Origin of the sequence: Herbidospora cretacea, from assembly GCF_001570605.1 — a bacterium.
Taxonomy (GTDB): Bacteria; Actinomycetota; Actinomycetes; order Streptosporangiales; family Streptosporangiaceae; genus Herbidospora; species Herbidospora cretacea.
On the sequence record NZ_BBXG01000001.1, the window covers coordinates 1 to 16,446 of the forward strand.

Below are 16,446 nucleotides of genomic sequence, written 5' to 3' on the forward strand. Positions count from 1 at the left end.
GCCAGCACGCGGTCGGCCAGCTCGCGGACGGCGCCGGCGCCGCCCTCCTGGGTCAGCACGACGCGGGCGGCCCTGAGCACCTGGGCGTGGGAGCCGGGCACCGCGACCGGCCAGCCGACCAGCGACATGCAGCCGAGGTCGTTGACGTCGTTGCCGACGTAGGCGACCCGCTCGGGGTCGAGGCCCTCGATGGACAGCCAGTCGGCCAGCGCGTTGGCCTTGGCCGACAGGCCCTGCAGCACCGGCACGCCGAGCTTGCGGGCGCGGGCGGCGACGACGGGGTTCTGCTCGGTCGACAGCACCAGCACCTTCACCCCGGCGCGGGTCAGCAGCGAGACCCCCATGCCGTCGGCGCGGGAGACCGCGACCATCTCGCGGCCCTCGGAGTCGACGAACGCGCGGTCGTCGGTGTGGACGCCGTCGAAGTCGGTGACCACGGCGTCGACGTCGATCGGCAGCGGCTCGTCGACCACGTGGGCGAGCGCGCGCACGATCTCGAGGTCTTCGGGGGTGTCGACCTCGTGGGCGGTCACGCTCCTGACCGGCTGCACGGCGACGGTGCCGAAGAAGCGGTGCCCGGCCTCCTTGAAGCCCTCGGCGCGCATCACGTAGAAGGCGCCGGTCTCCCGGAAGTGGGGCTCGCGGTCCTGGCGGCGCGGGCGGGTGGCCGGGTCGTGGTTGATGCCGGCGCCGCCCTCCGTCCAGAGGAACTCGTAGGTCTCCAGGCCGGAGAACACGACGTCGGCCTCGCCCGACAGCACCCGCGCGACGGCGGCGTCGATGTCGGCCGGGTCGATGAAGACGCTGGTCGCCTGCACGAACACCACGACCTCCGGCGTCGCGCCGAGCGCGTCCAGGGCGTGGAGCACGGCCGACTCGCTGGAGGCGGTCGCGCCGGCGATCTCGGCGGGACGGTCGACGATCTGCGCGCCCGCGGCCTCGGCGGCGGCGGCGATCCCCTGATGGTCGGTGCTGACGACCACGGTGTCGACGGACTCGGCGCGGACCAGCGCGCTGACCGCCCGGGCGACCAGGGGGATCCCCCCGACGCGCTCCAGGTTCTTCAGCGGCACGCCCACCGAACCACCACGGGCGGGGACAACGGCCAAGACTCGCACGGGTCAACTCCTCAAAGGGTGGTAACCCCCCAGGTGGGGGTCCCAGGAAACCTAGTCACGAGTGTGACCAGAATGGGGCGGATGAGCTTAACGGTTATGGTCGGGCACGTTAACTTTGTGTGCCAAGCGCCTGGCATTGATCTTTTTGAACGCTCTGACCTGCGGCTTTCGCGTGGCGATTTGGAGGCTATCGCATGACAGAGTATGTCGTTTACCCCGCAATCCAAGCACCTATCCAAATGATCAAACTTAAGATAGAAGTCACATATGCGACGACTATTGCTGGTTGTGTGTTTACCTCTGGTTCTTCTGCCGGCCGCATGCTCCGACGCCCCTCAGGAAAGGCAGGCCCCGGTGACGACCGCGCTCACCCCCCGCATCGCCGACAGGACACCGCTGGACGACCGGCAGGACGCCCTGACGATCGCCTCCGCCGCGCTCGGCCGCGACGCGCAGGTGCGGGTGCTCAAACCGGCGGGCTGGACCGAGGGGTCGACCGGCTGGCCGGTCCTCTACCTGCTGCACGGCTGCTGCGAGCCCACCGGTGACACCTGGCTGACCAAGGGCGACGCCGCGCGGGTGACGGAGCGGCTGAGGGCCGTCGTGGTGGTCCCCGAGGGCGGCTCCGACGGCTGGTACGCCGACTGGCTCGACGGCCCGGCCTGGGAGACCTTCCACATGAAGGAGGTCCGCTCCCTCGTGGAGGACCTCTACGGCGTGGGGGAGCGGCGCGCCGTCGCGGGCCTGTCGATGGGCGGCCACGGCGCGTTCGGCTACGCCGCCCGCAACCCGGGCGTGTTCGAGGCGGCGGCGGCGTTCTCGGGCGTGCTCGACATCCGCATGGACGTGCCGGGGTTCTCCTCGTTCCTGCGCGACAACGGCGCCGAGCCGGACAAGCTGTGGGGCCCGCTCCCGGATCGCGAGGACAACTGGCGCGCCCACAACCCCGCCGACCTCGCGACCAAGCTCACGGGCCTGCGTCTCTACGTGTCGGCGGGCGACGGCGAGCCGGGCGAGCTCGACTCGGGCGGCGGCACCGACTTCGGCGAACAGTCGATTCTGCGGCAGAGCCAGCGCTTCGTCCGCGCGGCGAGAATCGCCGGGCTGAAAGTCGAGACGGATTTCTACGGCCACGGCCACCACGACTGGCCCTACTGGACGCGTGCGCTGGAGCGCGCCCTTCCCCTTCTCCTGCCGGAGGCGTGAGGCCGTAAGCCTCAGCGTCCCGGGCCTTCGCCTCCCGCCACGACATAGTGGCGGGGGGTGATCGCCGCCATTCGTCCCGGGAGCAGCCGCAGGCATTCCGTGTGCAGTTCTCCGGGCGTCAGCGCCGATTCCGCCCGGCAGACGAGGTCCCGATCGACCGATGCCGCTATTGCGCCCGCGTCGGTGACGAGTCGTGTCACTTCGGGTAATGACACCCATTGTCCGTCGGTGAACACCCAGGAATCGTCGCGCTCGATCGGTGCAATTCCTGATATTTCGGAAATGTCGTCGGCATTTCCGTCCGCGGCGGCGATCAATACTTTCGCGATGCCCTCACCGAGCGAAAAGGCGTCGTCCCGGGGCAGAACTCGGGGGTCGGCCCACAAGGTCAGATCCAATTCGCCGTGCAGCCGGTGCACCCACAGCGCCGTCCGGCACGGCAGGGTCGCCTCCGGCAGCCAGACCGCCCGCACCTCGTCGCCGGAGGTGGCCGGGCGGCCGGTCCGCCCGGTGCCGCTCATGTCGTTGAAGACCAGGTCGCGGGCGAAGAACAGGCCCCGGTCGCGCTGCACCCGTTCCATGATCGAGATCAGCGCGTCCGCGTCGAACCTGCTGTTCTGGTACGCCCCCAGCGCCGCCCCCCGCATCCCGGCCAGGACCTCCCCGAAATCGCGGGAGACGGGCACCGGGACGAGCGCGTCCTGGGCCAGCGGCCCCACGTACGACCGCAGGTCGGGCCGGAACCGGTTGGCCGAGATCGACAGCACCCCGGTCAGCGGCACCCCGCCGCGCACTCCGGCCAGCGCCGCGTAGGCGGCGAGCACGGCGGACGACGCGCTGACGCCCGTCCGGGCCGCGATCCTGGTCAGCGCGCGGGCCGCCCCGGCCGAGCGCACCCGGAGCCGGGGCAGCCGCCACTCGTGCCCGGCGTCGTCGACGGAGACCGCCAGGGTGGAGCGCGGCACCCGGGTCAGCGCGCCCTCCCAGTAGCGCAGCGCGGCCCCGGCCCGCTTCCGCCCGGCCGCCGACGTCTCGGCCAGCGCCACGTCGACCGGCTGCGGCGCGGTGACGGCCTCGAGCGGCTTGCCCACCACGATGTCGTCCCAGTCGGCCAGCAGCACGGCCAGCCCGGCCGCGTCGGCGGCGCTGTGGGTGGTCACCAGCGTCACCTGGTCGCCGGCCACCCCCACGCGCAGGGGCAGCTCGTTCTCCAGGTCGAACCGGACCGTGTGGTCGGCCGCCGCGCCCACGTGGACCTCGCCGGAGCCGTGCACGCGCTGCACGTCGCCGTGGAAGGTGGTGCGCAGCGACTCGTGCCGGGTCACCAGGGCCAGCACCGCCTCCTCCACCGGGACCCCGGCCGGGAGCGGGCGGACCACCCGGTAGTTCATGTGCTCCGGCGGGTCGGTGCGGACGCAGCGGACCATGTTGGCCTGGCCGTGCGTCAGCGGCCCCTCCCGGGAGGGCAGCCCGGAGAAATTCACTGGGAAGATCACTCCTGCCTCCCGTGGACGAGGGCGGCGGCCTCCTCGTCGGAGAGCTCGTCCAGCTCGGCGACGATCAGCTCCTCGACGGCGGCGGCGAGCCGCTCGACCGTGGGGGCGTCGAAGATCACCCTGATCGGCACCTCGACCCCCGTGATCGCCCGGATCCGGGCCAGCGCGCGGGCCGCGAGCAGCGAGTGGCCGCCGATGGCGAAGAAGTCGTCCAGGGCGCCGACCCCGGTGAGGCCGAGCACCTCCCCGTACACCTCCGCGACGAGGGCCTCGGCGTCGCCGCGCGGTTCGACGTGCCCGAGCGAGCCGCCCGCGTCGGGCGCGGGCAGGCCGCGCTTGTCGACCTTGCCGTGGGGGGTGAGCGGCAGCGCGTCCAGCCACATCCAGACCGAGGGGACCAGGTACGACGGCAGCGCCGCCGCCACCCACTCCCCGAGGTCGGCGGGGTCCGTCCGGGTGCCGGTGACGTAGGCGACCAGCCGGTCGGCGTCGGCGACCACGACGGCCCCGGTGACCGCCGGGTGGGCGGTCAGCCGCATCTCGATCTCGGCCGGCTCGACCCGGTGGCCGCGGACCTTGACCTGGTCGTCGGCCCGGCCGAGGAACTCCAGCCGCCCGTCGGCCAGGAACCGGGCCCGGTCGCCGGTCCGGTAGACCCGGCCGTGCCCGGTGGGCCGGAACCTCTCGGCGGTCAGCGCCGGCTGGTTCAGGTAGCCGTCGGCCAGCCCCGCGCCGCCCAGGCAGAGCTCGCCGGGCATCCCCGGCGGCACCGGCTGGCCCTGGCCGTCGAGGACCAGCGCGACCACCCCGCCGACGGGCCGCCCGATCGACGGCCGGTCCTCACCGGTGACGTCGCCGGCGGTGGCGATGATCGTGCCCTCGGTCGGGCCGTAGGTGTTCACCAGCCGCACCGTGTCGCCGAACCGGGCCCGCCAGCGCGCCACGGCGGCCCCGCTCAGCTCCTCGCCGCCGAGGATGACCAGCCGCAGCCGGGGCGGCCAGTCGACGTCGAGGGTGACCAGCTCGTGGAAGTAGGCCGTGGGCAGGTCGAGCACCGTCACGTCGCGCCCGCGCGGCGAGGCCAGGAACGCCGGCAGCGTCAGCGGCCCGCCGGGCAGCAGTTCGAGGGTGGCCCCGGCGGCCAGCGCCGGGTAGATCTCCTCGGCGTGGGTGTCGAAGGAGTAGGCCGCGAACTGCACCACGTGGTCGTCGGGCGTCAGCTCGTACGCCTCCCGCATCCACGCCACCCGCGCCGCCAGCGCCTGATGGCCGACCACGACCCCCTTCGGCGTCCCGGTGGACCCTGAGGTGAACAGCACGTAGGCCGCGTCCTCGTGGCTCCCTCCGGCCGCCTCCTCGCGCAGGAACGCCTTGCGCGCCTCCGGCAGCGCCGGATCGACCGGCAGGTAGGCCGCCCCGGAGGCCCACGCGCCCAGCAGGGCCCCGATCCCCTCGGGGGTCCGGTCGAGGCCGACCTCCCGGATCGTGCGGCCGTTCTCGTGGACGGCGATCGGCAGCTCCCCGTAGGCGACGGTGCGCCCGTCGGTCCGGACGGCCACCGCGTCGGGCCGTTCGGCGATCTGCCGGGCGATCATCGCGGGGACCCGTTCGGGGTCGGGCAGCTCGGGGCCGCGCCCGGCCCGGTCGAGGAACTCCCGGTCGGCCTCGGTGAGCAGCGGCAGCTCCGACAGGCGGCGCGCGGGGTCGGCGATGACGCCGCGCAGCAGCGTCTCCAGCCGCGCGGCCAGGCCCTGGGCCGTCGAGGCGTCGTAGAGGAGCGTGTCGTACTCCAGCTGGACGAGCAGGCCCTCGGGGTCCTGCCAGGCCTCCAGCAGCAGGTCGAACTTGGCCTGGGCGTGGCCGCTCGGCAGGTCGCCGACGGTCAGCCCGGCGAAGGGGCGCGGCACCCGGCCGGTCTCGTGGGTGTGCAGGATCGCCATGGTCTGGAAGACGGGGGTGCGGGTCAGGTCGCGCTCCAGCTTCAGCTCGGCGACCAGCTTCTCGAACGGCACGCCCCGGTGCTGGAAGGCGTCCAGGACGGCCGTCCGGGTCTTCAGCAGCAGCTCGGGGAAGAGCGGGTCGCCGGACAGGTCGCCGCGCAGGACCAGGATGTCGGTCAGGTAGCCGATCACCGATTCGAGCGCGACGGTGTCGCGTCCGGCGTTGGAGGTGCCGACGAGGATGTCGGTGCCGCCGGTGTGCCGGGCCAGCGTCGTCTGGTAGGCGGCCAGCAGCGTCATGAACAGCGTCACCCGGTGGTCCCGCGCCAGCGCGACCAGCTTCTCGGTCTCGGCCAGGCCGAGCCGGAACGACACGAGCGCGCCCGGCCCGGCGGCCCCGGTGCGCGGCCGGTCGGGGTGCAGGTCGAGCGGGGTCGGCCCGGCGAGCTGCCGCCGCCAGTAGTCGACCGCCTTGACCCCGTCGCGGGCCCGCTGCCACACCGCGACGTCGCCGAACTGGAGCGGCACCGGCGGCAGGGGGACGCCGGAGTAGGCGTCGGCGAGCTCGTCGAGCAGGATGTTCAGCGACACCCCGTCGCCGGTGATGTGGTGGGCGACCACGCAGAGCACGTGCCCGTCGGGCACCTCGACCACGGTGACCCGGATCGCCGGTCCGGCGGTGAGGTCGAACGGGGTGTTCACCCGGTCGGCCACCGGACGGGCGGGGTCGTCGGCGCTGATCCACTCGATGACGGGGGTGACGTCCTGGATCTCCACGACCGGCTCGCCGTCGACGGCCGGGAAGCTGGTCCGCAGGATCTCGTGCCGCGAGGCGACCGTGGTGAGCGCGTCCTGGAGCCGTGAGCGGTCGAGGTCGCCCCGCAGATGCCGGACCAGCCACATGTTGAACCCGGCGTCGGTGTCCGGGTGGAGCCGGTTGAGGAACCAGAGGCGCTCCTGCCCGGCCGACAGCGGCGGCGTCGTCCCGGCGGGACGCGGCTGCGGCACGTGGTCGACCTTCGGGCGGGCCCCGTCGACCTGGGCGGCCAGCCCGGCGACGGTCGGGTGGAGGAACACCGTGCTCACCGGCAGCCGGACCGGCAGCCGGGCGATCACCCGGGTGGCCAGCAGCGAGTGGCCGCCGAGCGCGAAGAAGTCGTCGTCGCCCCCCGGCATGGGGGTCTTCAGCACGTCCGCGAACACCTTGGCGACCAGCCGCTCGGTCCGCGTCTTCAGCATCCGGGACGGCGCGGTGGTCACCTCGGCCTTCGGCAGCGCCTTGCGGTCGACCTTCCCGTTCGGCGTCAGCGGCAGCGCGCCGAGCACCACGACCCGGCTCGGCACCATGTAGCCCGGGAGGACCTTGGCGGCCTCGTCGCGGACCTTCGCGGCGTCACCGGTCACGAACGCGACGATCGTGTCGTCCTGGACGGCCGCGACCGCCTGGCCGACCCCCTCGATCGACTCCAGCACGGTCTCGATCTCGCCGAGCTCGATGCGGTGGCCCCGGAGCTTGACCTGGTTGTCGGTCCGCCCGAGGAACTCCAGGGTCCCGTCGGCCAGCACCCGGACCAGGTCGCCGGTCCGGTAGAACCGGTCGGGCGTGAACCGCTCGGCGGTCAGCTCCGGCCGGTCGTGGTAGCCCGTGGCCACCCCGAGCCCGCCGATGCGCAGCTCGCCGGGCACCCCGACGGGCGCGAGGTCCTCACCGGCGACGACGCGGATCACCGTGCCGGGCGTCGGGCGGCCGATGCTGATCGCCTCGGCGTCGCGGGGGACGTCCCAGGTGGTCGAGTAGATGGTCGTCTCGGTGGGGCCGTAGCCGTTGATCAGCCGGTGGGTGCGGGCGGTCAGCTCCTTCGCCAGCTTGGGCGGCAGCGGCTCCCCGGCGGTGATCGCGGTGACCGGCGGCCATTCGGCGGTCAGCAGCACCCGCCACCCCGACGGCGTGGCCTGCACGTGGGTGACCCCGTGGTCGCGGATCAGGTCGGCGACGACCTGGGCGTCGCGGGCGTCCTCGGCGAAGACCACCCGCCCGCCGGTGATCAGCGGCAGGAACAGCTCCACCGCCGAGATGTCGAACGCGGTGCTCGTCAGCGCCAGCCAGACGTCGTCGGGCGTCGACCCCACGATGTCCCGCATGCCCAGCAGCAGGTTGGCCAGCGCCGGGTGCGGGACCACCACGCCCTTCGGCAGACCGGTTGACCCGGAGGTGTAGAGAATGTAAGCGGGCGCGTCAGAGGTGGTCGGAGTGAAGTCGGTCTCCGGGACGGCGAGATCCTCGTCGCGCAGGACGGCCTCCGCGCCTGAATCTTTCAGAATGTATTCAACGCGCGCCTGCGGATAGGCCGGGTCGACCGGGAGATAGGCGGCCCCGGCGAGGTGCGCCGCGAGCATCGCCACGATCGTCTGGACGCCGCGCGAGGTCCGGATCGCCACCAGTCTCACCGGCGGCAGCGACGCGGCGACCGACTTCGCCCACCGGAGCAGTTCGTCGTAGGTGACGTCGTCGACGGCGAGCGCGTGCGGCGTCCGCGCGGCCTGCTCGGCGAACAGGGACGTCCAGGTGGCGACCTCGTGGCCGGGGGCGCCGCGGCCCTGCTCGACCAGCCAGGCCCGCTCGCCGTCGGGCAGCAGGTTCACCGCGCCGAGCGGCCGGGCGGGGTCGGAGAGGAGGCCGCCCAGGAAGGCGCGGAACCGGTCGGCCATCCTGCGGGCCGTGGCCTCGGTGAACAGGTCGGCGCTGTAGATGAGCGAGCCGGTCATCGAGCCGTCGGCGTTGGGCCACAGGTCGAGCGACAGGTCGCAGCGGGCGCCGGCGTACCCGCTGACGAACGCCTCCGCGTCGAGACCGGGCAGGGGGCTCGCGATCGCGTCGGCGGTGTAGTTGTGCAGGGCGAACATGGTCTGGAAGACCGGGGTGCGGCTCAGGTCGCGGGGGAGGCCGAGGTCGGCGATCACGCGTTCCAGCGGGACGTCGGCGTGTGACATGGCCTCGATCACCGCCCGCCGGGTCGCCTTCACGGCGTCGGCGAACGTGCCCGCCGGGGCTAATCGGAGCGGGAGCATGCTGGTCAGGTGGCCGATGACGTGTTCCTGGCTGACGTCGACGCGCCGGGAGACCGGCGTGCCGACGCAGAAGTCGTCCTGGCCCGAGTGCCGGGCCAGGAACGCCGCGAACGCGGCCAGGTGGACCATGAACGGGGTGGCCCGCATGCTCCGGGCCGTCTCGGCGGCCTTCGCGACCAGTTCCGGCGGGAGCTCGACGAGCACCTCGCCGCCCCGCCCGCCGCGCCGCGCCGGGCGGGGCAGGTCGGTGGGCAGGTCGAGCACCGGGACGCCGCGCAGCCGCTCGGACCACCAGCCGGCGTCGCTCTCGGGAGCCCTCTCCACCTGCGGATTCACCGGTGGGAGCGCTCCAGAACCGCTGTAGGCGTCGGCCAGCTCGCGGGCCAGGATCCCCACCGACAGGCCGTCGGCGATGATGTGGTGCAGCGCGATCGCCAGCACGTGGTCATGGTCGTCCAGCTTGATCAGCACGACCTCGACCGGCGGCTTCGAGAGGTCCATCGCCGTGTTGGAGAGCGTCCGCACGATCGCCTCGGCCTCCTCGACGCCGGCCGCCGTGACCTGCGTGATCGGCACCGGCCCCGGGGGCAGCACCTCGGCCGCCGCGGTGGGGAAGCGGGTGCGCAGGCTCTCCTGCCGGGACGCCGCGGTCTCGAACGCCCGCGCCAGCCGCGCCGGGTCGAGGGGGCCGCGCAGCCGGTAGGCGTGGCACGTCGTGTAGGACGGGTCTGCTGGGTCGAGCTGGTGCAGGAACCACAGGCGTTCCTGCCCGGGGGAGAGGGCGCGAGCCAAGGGGAGAACCGCCAAACTAAAACTGGAAAGTTTGCTTACAGTTAGCGCGATCGGCGCCAGTGAACCACGCCGACGGAGGGCCCGACAAGCCCACGTTTCAGTCATTGTGTGCACGTGGCGGCCGTGCGAGACTGACGATCTCCGCTTAACTGTAAAGACTATTTACAGTAAGGGAAATTGACAAACCGTCGTCGGAAGAGTCATTTCGTGAGCACACTGTCGGCCGACAAGAAGGCCCTCCTCGCCCAGCGCTTACGACGCCGGGAGGAGACCCGGGTGATACCCCCGCGCGACCCGGCCGCGCCCCTCGTGCTCTCCCCGGCCCAGGAGCGATTGTGGTTCCTGGAGCAGTACCGGCCGGGCACCACCACCTACACCGTCCCGCTGACCGTCCGCCTTCAGGGCGACCTCGACGACGCGGTGCTCGAAGACGCCTTCCACCGGGTCGCGGCCCGGCACGAGGTGTTCCGCACCCGCTTCGCCGCCGACGACGAGGGCGTTCCGGTGGTCACCCTGCGGCCCGAGGCCGGCGCGGAGTTCCTGCTCCGGGACGCCGGGTCCGAGGACGAGGCCCGGGAGATCATCGAGACGGCGCTGAAGCGGCCGTTCGACCTGGAGCACGGCCCGCTGCTGCGCGCCCTGGTGGTCCGGCTCTCGCCGGCCGACCGGGTCCTGCTGCTGGCCGCCCACCACCTGGTCACCGACGGCTGGTCGCACGACATCGTGCTGTCGGAGCTGCTCGCCCTGGCCAAGGGCGACGCGCTGAAGCCCGCGCCGCAGGTCGCCTACGCCGACTACGCCGTCTGGCAGCGCGACCGCGACCACACCCGGGACGTCGCCCACTGGCGCGAGCACCTGGCCGGCGTCCCGGTGCTCGACCTGCCGACCGACCGGCCGCGCCCGCCCGAGATGGGCCACGCCGGGGCCATGTACGAGATCCCGGTGGACGTCGCCATCGCCCGCGACGGCACCGTGACCCCCTACATGGTCCTGCTGGCCGCCTTTCAGGTCCTCCTCGGCCGCTACACCGGCCAGGACGACTTCGCCGTCGCCTCCCCGAGCGCCGGCCGGAGCGTTCCCGAGCTCGACGACGTGGCCGGGATGTTCGTCAACACCCTGGCCATGCGGGCCGACCTCGCGGGCGACCCGACGTTCACCGAGCTGGTGGCCCGGGTCCGCGACCGCGCCCTCGACGCCTACGCCCACCAGGAGCTCCCGTTCGACCGCCTCGTCCAGGAGCTGGAGGTCGAGCGCGACGTCTCCCGCTCGCCGATCGCCCAGGTGACGATGGCGCTGCAGAACTGGCGCCAGGGCCTCGACGGCCACGGCCTGACCCTGACCCCGTTCCGGGTCGAGGCCGGGGTGAGCCGCTTCGACCTGTCGCTCTACCTGTACGAGCGGCCGGGCGGCTACTGGGCCCAGTTCGCGTACAACACCGACCTGTTCGACCGCGCCACGATCGAGCGCTTCGCCGGCCACTTCTCGGCCCTGCTGGCGCAGGTCGTCGCCGACCCGGGCCGCCCGATCTCGGCCTACCCCCTCCCGGCCGGGGAGGCGCTCGCCTTCTCCGACGGCGGCCCGGTCTCCCGGGCCGGGAACCTGCTGCACGACGTGGTCGACGGCCCCGCCGACCGGGTCGCGATCCGCTGCGACGGCGTCGACCTCACCTACGGCGACCTGGCGGACCGTTCCGACGCCCTGGCCGCCCGATTACGCGACCTGGGCGCCGGACGCGACTCCCGGGTCGCCGTCTGCCTGGAGCAGTCGGCCGAGATCGCGGTCGCCATCCTGGGCGTCCTGAAGGCGGGAGCCGCCTATGTGCCGCTTGACCCGGCGCAGCCCGACGACCGCCTCGCCTATCTCGTGGACGACGCCGGCATCGACGTCGCCGTCACCCGGCGCGACCTGCCCGGCGTCACGCACACGGTCACCCCCGGCGAACGCGGCCTCGCCGCGCTGCCCGAGGTCTCCGAGACCGACCTCGCCTACGTCATCTACACCTCCGGCACCACCGGCCGCCCCAAGGGCGTGGCGGTGCAGCACCGGCAGATCCTCACCTATCTCTCGGGCGTCCGCGAACGCCTGGCCCCCAAGGACCACGGCTCCTACGCCCTCCTCCAGTCGCTCAGCTTCGACTTCGGGATCACCGTCTTCTACCTGTCGCTGATGACCGGCGGCACGCTGACCCTGCTCAACCCGCGCCTGGCCGCCGACGAGCTCGCGGTGACCCTCCGGGACAGCGACTACCTGAAGATCACCCCGTCCCACCTGGCGTCGCTGCTGCCCGAGGCCGACGTCCTGCCCAGGGAACTGCTCCTGCTCGGCGGCGAGGCCTCGCCCGCGGAGTGGGCCGCGAGCCTGCGCAGGCCGGGCCTGCGCGTGGTCAACCACTACGGCCCCACCGAGGCCACGGTCGGCGTCACCACCCACGACGTCCACGACGACGAGAAGGGCCTGCTGCCGATCGGCCGCCCGCTGCCCGGCGCCCGCGTCCACGTCCTCGACCCGGCCGGGAACCCGTGCCCGGTCGGCGTCCCGGGGGAGATCCACCTCGGCGGCGACCGGCTCGCGCGCGGCTACCTGAACCGGCCCGCGCTGACCGCCGAGAAGTTCGTGCCCGACCCGTCCGGCGAACCCGGCGCCCGGATGTACCGGACCGGCGACCTCGGCCGCTGGCTGCCCTCCGGCGAACTCCAGTTCCTCGGCCGCCGCGACCTCCAGGTGAAGGTCCGCGGCTACCGGGTGGAGCTCGCCGAGATCGAGATCGTCCTGGCCGACCGCGAGGGGGTCGCCCAGGCCGTCGTGGAACTGCGCGACGACCGCCTCGTCGCCTACCTGGTCGGCGAATCCCGCGACCTGCGCGCCGAACTGGCCGACCTGCTGCCCGACTACATGATCCCCTCGCGGTACGTCTGGCTCGACGCCCTCCCGCTCAAGTCCCACGGCAAGGTCGACCGCGCCGCCCTGCCCGACCCCGGCACCGACCGCCAGGCCGAGTCGGTCTACGTCCCCCCGGCGAACGCCCTGGAACAGGCCATCGCCGACGTCTGGGCCGCCGTGCTCAACGTCGACCAGGTCGGCGCCGAGGACGACTTCTTCGCCCTCGGCGGCCACTCGCTGCTGGCCGCCCAGGTCGTGGCCAAGCTCCGCCGCGTCACCGAGCGCCCGGTGACGATCATGGACATCTTCAAGCACCGCACGGTCCGCGCCCTCGCCGCCCGCACGGACGACGGCCCCCGCCGCCTCCTGCACCGCCTCACCCCGCCCCGGCGCACCACCACGAACCTGGTCTGCGTCCCCTACGGCGGCGGCAGCGCCGCGATCTACCAGCCCCTCGCCGACGCGCTCCCCGAGCACGTCGCCCTCTACTCCGTCGCCGTCCCCGGCCAGGAGTGGGGCCTCGACGAGGAGGGGCGGCCGATCCCCGAGGTCGCCGACGAGTGCGCCAGGGAGATCCTGGAGCGCGTCCCCGGCCCGATCGCCCTCTACGGGCACTGCGGCCTGGGCGTCATGCTCGCCGTGGAGATCACCCGCCGCCTGGAGGCGGCCGGGCGCGAGGTCGAGGTCCTGCACCTCGGTGGCGTCTTCCCCTTCTCCCGCCCCGGCTCGCTGGCCGGGCGGGTGCGCACCATGGCCGAGAAGATGCGCTCCGACCGGATGTGGGCCAACGGCCTCATCGCCGCCGGTCTCGACGTCGAGGAGCTCGACGACGACCAGCTCAGGGCCATCATCAAGAACCGCCGCGAGGGCACCCGCGAGGCCGAGGCCTACTTCACGAGGCTCTGGTCGGAGACCGGCGGACCGGTGATCAACGCCCCCATCGTCGCCGTCGTCGGCGAGCGCGACCCGGCCACCGAGTTCTACCAGGAACGCTTCCGCGAATGGCTGCGGCTGGCCCCGGCCAGCTCGTGCGTCGTGCTCGACGAGGCCGGGCACTTCTTCCTCAAGCACCGCGCCGAGGAGCTCGCCGAGATCGTCACCACCCGCGAGGTCGTGCCCCGGACCGACGAGAGCACCTGGTGGACCCAGGCCACCTCCGCCGAGCCGGTCGCCGACGAGGGCCCCAAGCCCAGCATGAAGCGGTTCGGCGCGGTCGCCGCCGGTCAGCTGATCTCGATCATCGGCTCGGCCCTCACCGAGTTCGCCGTGCCGCTGTGGATCTACGTCACCACCGGCTCGCTGGTCAACTTCGCGCTGTTCTCCGTCATCGGCCTGCTCCCCGGCATGCTGGTCGCCCCGTTCGCGGGCGTGATCGTCGACCGGTACGACCGCCGCAAGGTCATGCTCGCCGGAGACGTCGGGGCCTGGTCCACCCAGCTCGCCCTGGGCGTGCTGCTGTGGACGGGGAACCTGGAGATCTGGGCGATCTACCCGCTGCTGGCGGCCCTGTCGGTCGCGCTGACCTTCCAGCGGCTCGCCTACGGGGCGTCGATCCCGCAGCTCGTGCCGAAACGGCTGCTCGGGCACGCCAACGGCGTCGTCCAGATGGTCACCGGGTCGGCCCAGCTCATCGTGCCGCTGATCGCCGCCGGGCTGATGGCCACCATCGGGCTGGAGGGCATCCTCGTCATCGACGTCGCCAGCTACACCTTCGCGATCGTCTCGGTGCTGCTGGTCAGATTCCCGCGCACGATGGGCCTGCGCCGCCGCGAGACCATCTGGGCCGAGATGGTGGGCGGGTTCCGCTACACCTGGTTCAACCGCAGCTTCCGCGCCATGCTGCTGTTCTTCGCCGGCCTCAACGTCTTCCTGTCGCCGCTGTTCCTGCTGCTCAGCCCGCTCGTGCTGGCCTTCGGCGGCAACGACCTCGACGACGTCGGGCGGGTGTCGTTCGCGGGCGGCGTCGGCGTGCTGCTCGGCGGGCTGGCCGTGGCGCTGTGGGGCGGCCCGCGCCGGCACCGGATGCGCGGCATGCTGCTGGCCACCCTCGGCCTGGCGGTCTTCTGCGCCGTCACCGGCCTCCAGCAGAACCTCGTGGTGATCGCGATCGGCGCGTTCGGCATGTCCCTGGCGCTGACCGTCGTCAACGGCGTCTACGCCACGATCATCCAGGTGAAGGTGCCCCAGCGCTTCCACGGCCGGGTCATCGCCCTGAACACCCTGGTGGCCTGGTCGACCCTGCCGCTGGCCTTCGGCGTGGTCGCGCCCTTCGGCTCGGAGATCATGGAGAACCTCGTCGACGGCCCGAAGGGCGCCGGAATCGCGTTCCTGTACGTCGTCTTCGCCGCCGCCATCGCCCTCATCGCCCTCGTGGCGCTGCGGATCCCGCGACTGGCCCGGTTCGACACCGACGTGCCCGACGCCCCGCCGGACGACCTCATAGGTCTTCAGGCGGTGGCGGACCGGCGAGAGGCAGCCGCATCACGAACCTGACGCCCTGGGCGTCGGACTCCACGCTGACCGTCCCGTAGTGGGCCTCGACGACCTCGCGGGCGATGGCCAGCCCCAGCCCGGTGCCGCCGCGCATCCGGCTGCGGGCCGTGTCGAGCCGGGTGAACCGCTCGAAGATGCGCTCGTGGTCGGCCTGCGGGATGCCGTCGCCGTCGTTGCCCACCGTCAGCACGGCCTGGTCGCCCTCGGTGACCAGGCTGACGGTGACCTCGCTGGCGGCGTGGCGGTCGGCGTTGTCGAGCAGCTCGCCGAAGGCCCGCGCGAGCTGCGGCTCGATCGCCTCGACGACCACGCCCGGTTCCAGGCGCAGCTTCCTCGGCATGCGCTCGGAGCTGGGCTTGATCCGCGCGCCGACCAGCCCGGCCAGGTCGACCCGCTCCCGCACGTTGGCGTCGGCCGAGCCCACCCTGGCCAGGAACAGCAGGTCGGTGACGATCGCCTCCAGCCGGTCGGTGTCGCGCAGCGCCGCCTCGATCGCCTCCGGCATGTCCTCGACGTGCAGCCGCCCGCTCTCCAGCTGGGCCCGGATCCCCGCGATGGGGGTGCGCAGCTCGTGGGAGGCGTCGGCGGCGAACTGCCGCTGCTGCTCGACCGCCCGCTGCATGCGGCCCAGCGTGGCGTTGGCGGTCCGGGCCAGTTTGGCGATCTCGTCGTTCCCCGGCGGGATCGGCACCCGCCGGGACAGGTCGCGGGCGGTGATCTCGGCCAGCTCGTTGGTGATGTCCTCCACCGGCCGCAGGGTGCGGCCGGTGATCCGCCAGGCCAGCCAGCCGATCAGCGCGGTCAGCAGCGCCACCTGCAGGGTGATCGCCAGGGCCAGGCTGCGGGTGGTCAGGAAGCTGGGGGCCTCGCGGGCGGCGTACACGACCTCGCTGTTGGGGTCGGGGGTGGCTCTTATACCGACACCGTAGACACAGTTCTTGTCGGGCAGCGGGCAGGAGGTGAAGCGGATGATGCGGTTGTCCGGGGCCGGCCAGACGGCGGTGACCGGCGGCAGGTCGCGCGCCGGGTTGCTCGACTCGATCACCCGGCCGCCGGGGGCGACGATCTGGACGTACACGATCCCGTCGCGGATCGGGATCGGGGTCGGCACCGTGCCCATGCGGATCTCGGCCGAGACCTGCGAGGCGACGTTCTGGCTCGACTCGAAGATGTTGTCGATCACCAGCCTGCGCGTGATCATGTTGCCGCCGACGCCGACCGGGATAAGGATCAGCAGCGCCAGGCCCACCGCGACGAGGGTGAGGCGTGCGCGAATCGATCGGGTCCGCAGCCAGGGGAGGGACATCCCTTGAGGCTACTCACCGTGATCTCATCACGCCGCCCCGGCAACACCAAAGGTCGGCCAAGCCCGATCCGTGATTCGGTCTCCGCTTTAAGCTGGACATCCTTCTGGAACATGGCCGAAACCTGACTACGCCAGTGTGGTGGTCT

Annotated in this window: 6 protein-coding genes; 2 read left to right on the plus strand and 4 right to left on the minus strand. The window is 72.7% G+C overall.

The features are described from left to right. Positions 1-1,118: acylneuraminate cytidylyltransferase (locus tag AW270_RS00005; RefSeq protein ID WP_157521588.1), on the minus strand; the 1,118-nt coding region annotated here is incomplete at its 3' end. A 354-nt stretch (positions 1,119-1,472) separates the two neighbouring features. Between AW270_RS00005 and AW270_RS00010 the strand changes: the two genes are divergently transcribed. Next, a complete protein-coding gene (locus AW270_RS00010; RefSeq protein ID WP_061288764.1) occupies positions 1,473-2,324 on the plus strand; it encodes an alpha/beta hydrolase in 852 nt (283 codons plus the stop codon). Positions 2,325-2,335: 11 nt separating this feature from the next. Here AW270_RS00010 and AW270_RS00015 read toward each other — a convergent pair whose 3' ends face one another. Both AW270_RS00015 and AW270_RS00020 read right to left on the minus strand, forming a co-directional pair. Continuing rightward, positions 2,336-3,820: a condensation domain-containing protein gene (locus AW270_RS00015; protein WP_061288767.1), complete on the minus strand. Its 1,485-nt coding sequence runs from the start codon at positions 3,818-3,820 to the stop codon at positions 2,336-2,338. Next, entirely contained in the window at positions 3,817-9,621 is a 5,805-nt protein-coding gene (locus AW270_RS00020) for a non-ribosomal peptide synthetase (protein ID WP_061288770.1), read from the minus strand. Before AW270_RS00020 ends, AW270_RS00015 begins: the two co-directional genes overlap by 4 nt. 207 nt (positions 9,622-9,828) lie before the next feature. On the opposite strand from AW270_RS00020, the gene AW270_RS00025 reads away from it, so the two are divergent. Beyond that, positions 9,829-14,994 carry a non-ribosomal peptide synthetase/MFS transporter gene (locus AW270_RS00025; RefSeq protein ID WP_061288773.1) on the plus strand — a complete coding sequence of 1,722 codons (5,166 nt, stop codon included), beginning with the start codon at positions 9,829-9,831 and terminating at the stop codon, positions 14,992-14,994. Here the strand turns inward: AW270_RS00025 and AW270_RS00030 are convergent. Then, positions 14,939-16,300: a sensor histidine kinase gene (locus tag AW270_RS00030; protein ID WP_061288776.1), complete on the minus strand. Its 1,362-nt coding sequence runs from the start codon at positions 16,298-16,300 to the stop codon at positions 14,939-14,941. The two genes, AW270_RS00025 and AW270_RS00030, sit on opposite strands and share 56 nt — an antisense overlap. Positions 16,301-16,446: the final 146 nt, after the last annotated feature.

Bases quoted from the DNA above. Each gene is read 5' to 3' on its own strand.
- AW270_RS00030 (WP_061288776.1), bottom strand. From the start codon at position 16,300: ATGTCCCTCCCCTGGCTGCGGACCCGATCGATTCGCGCACGCCTCACC.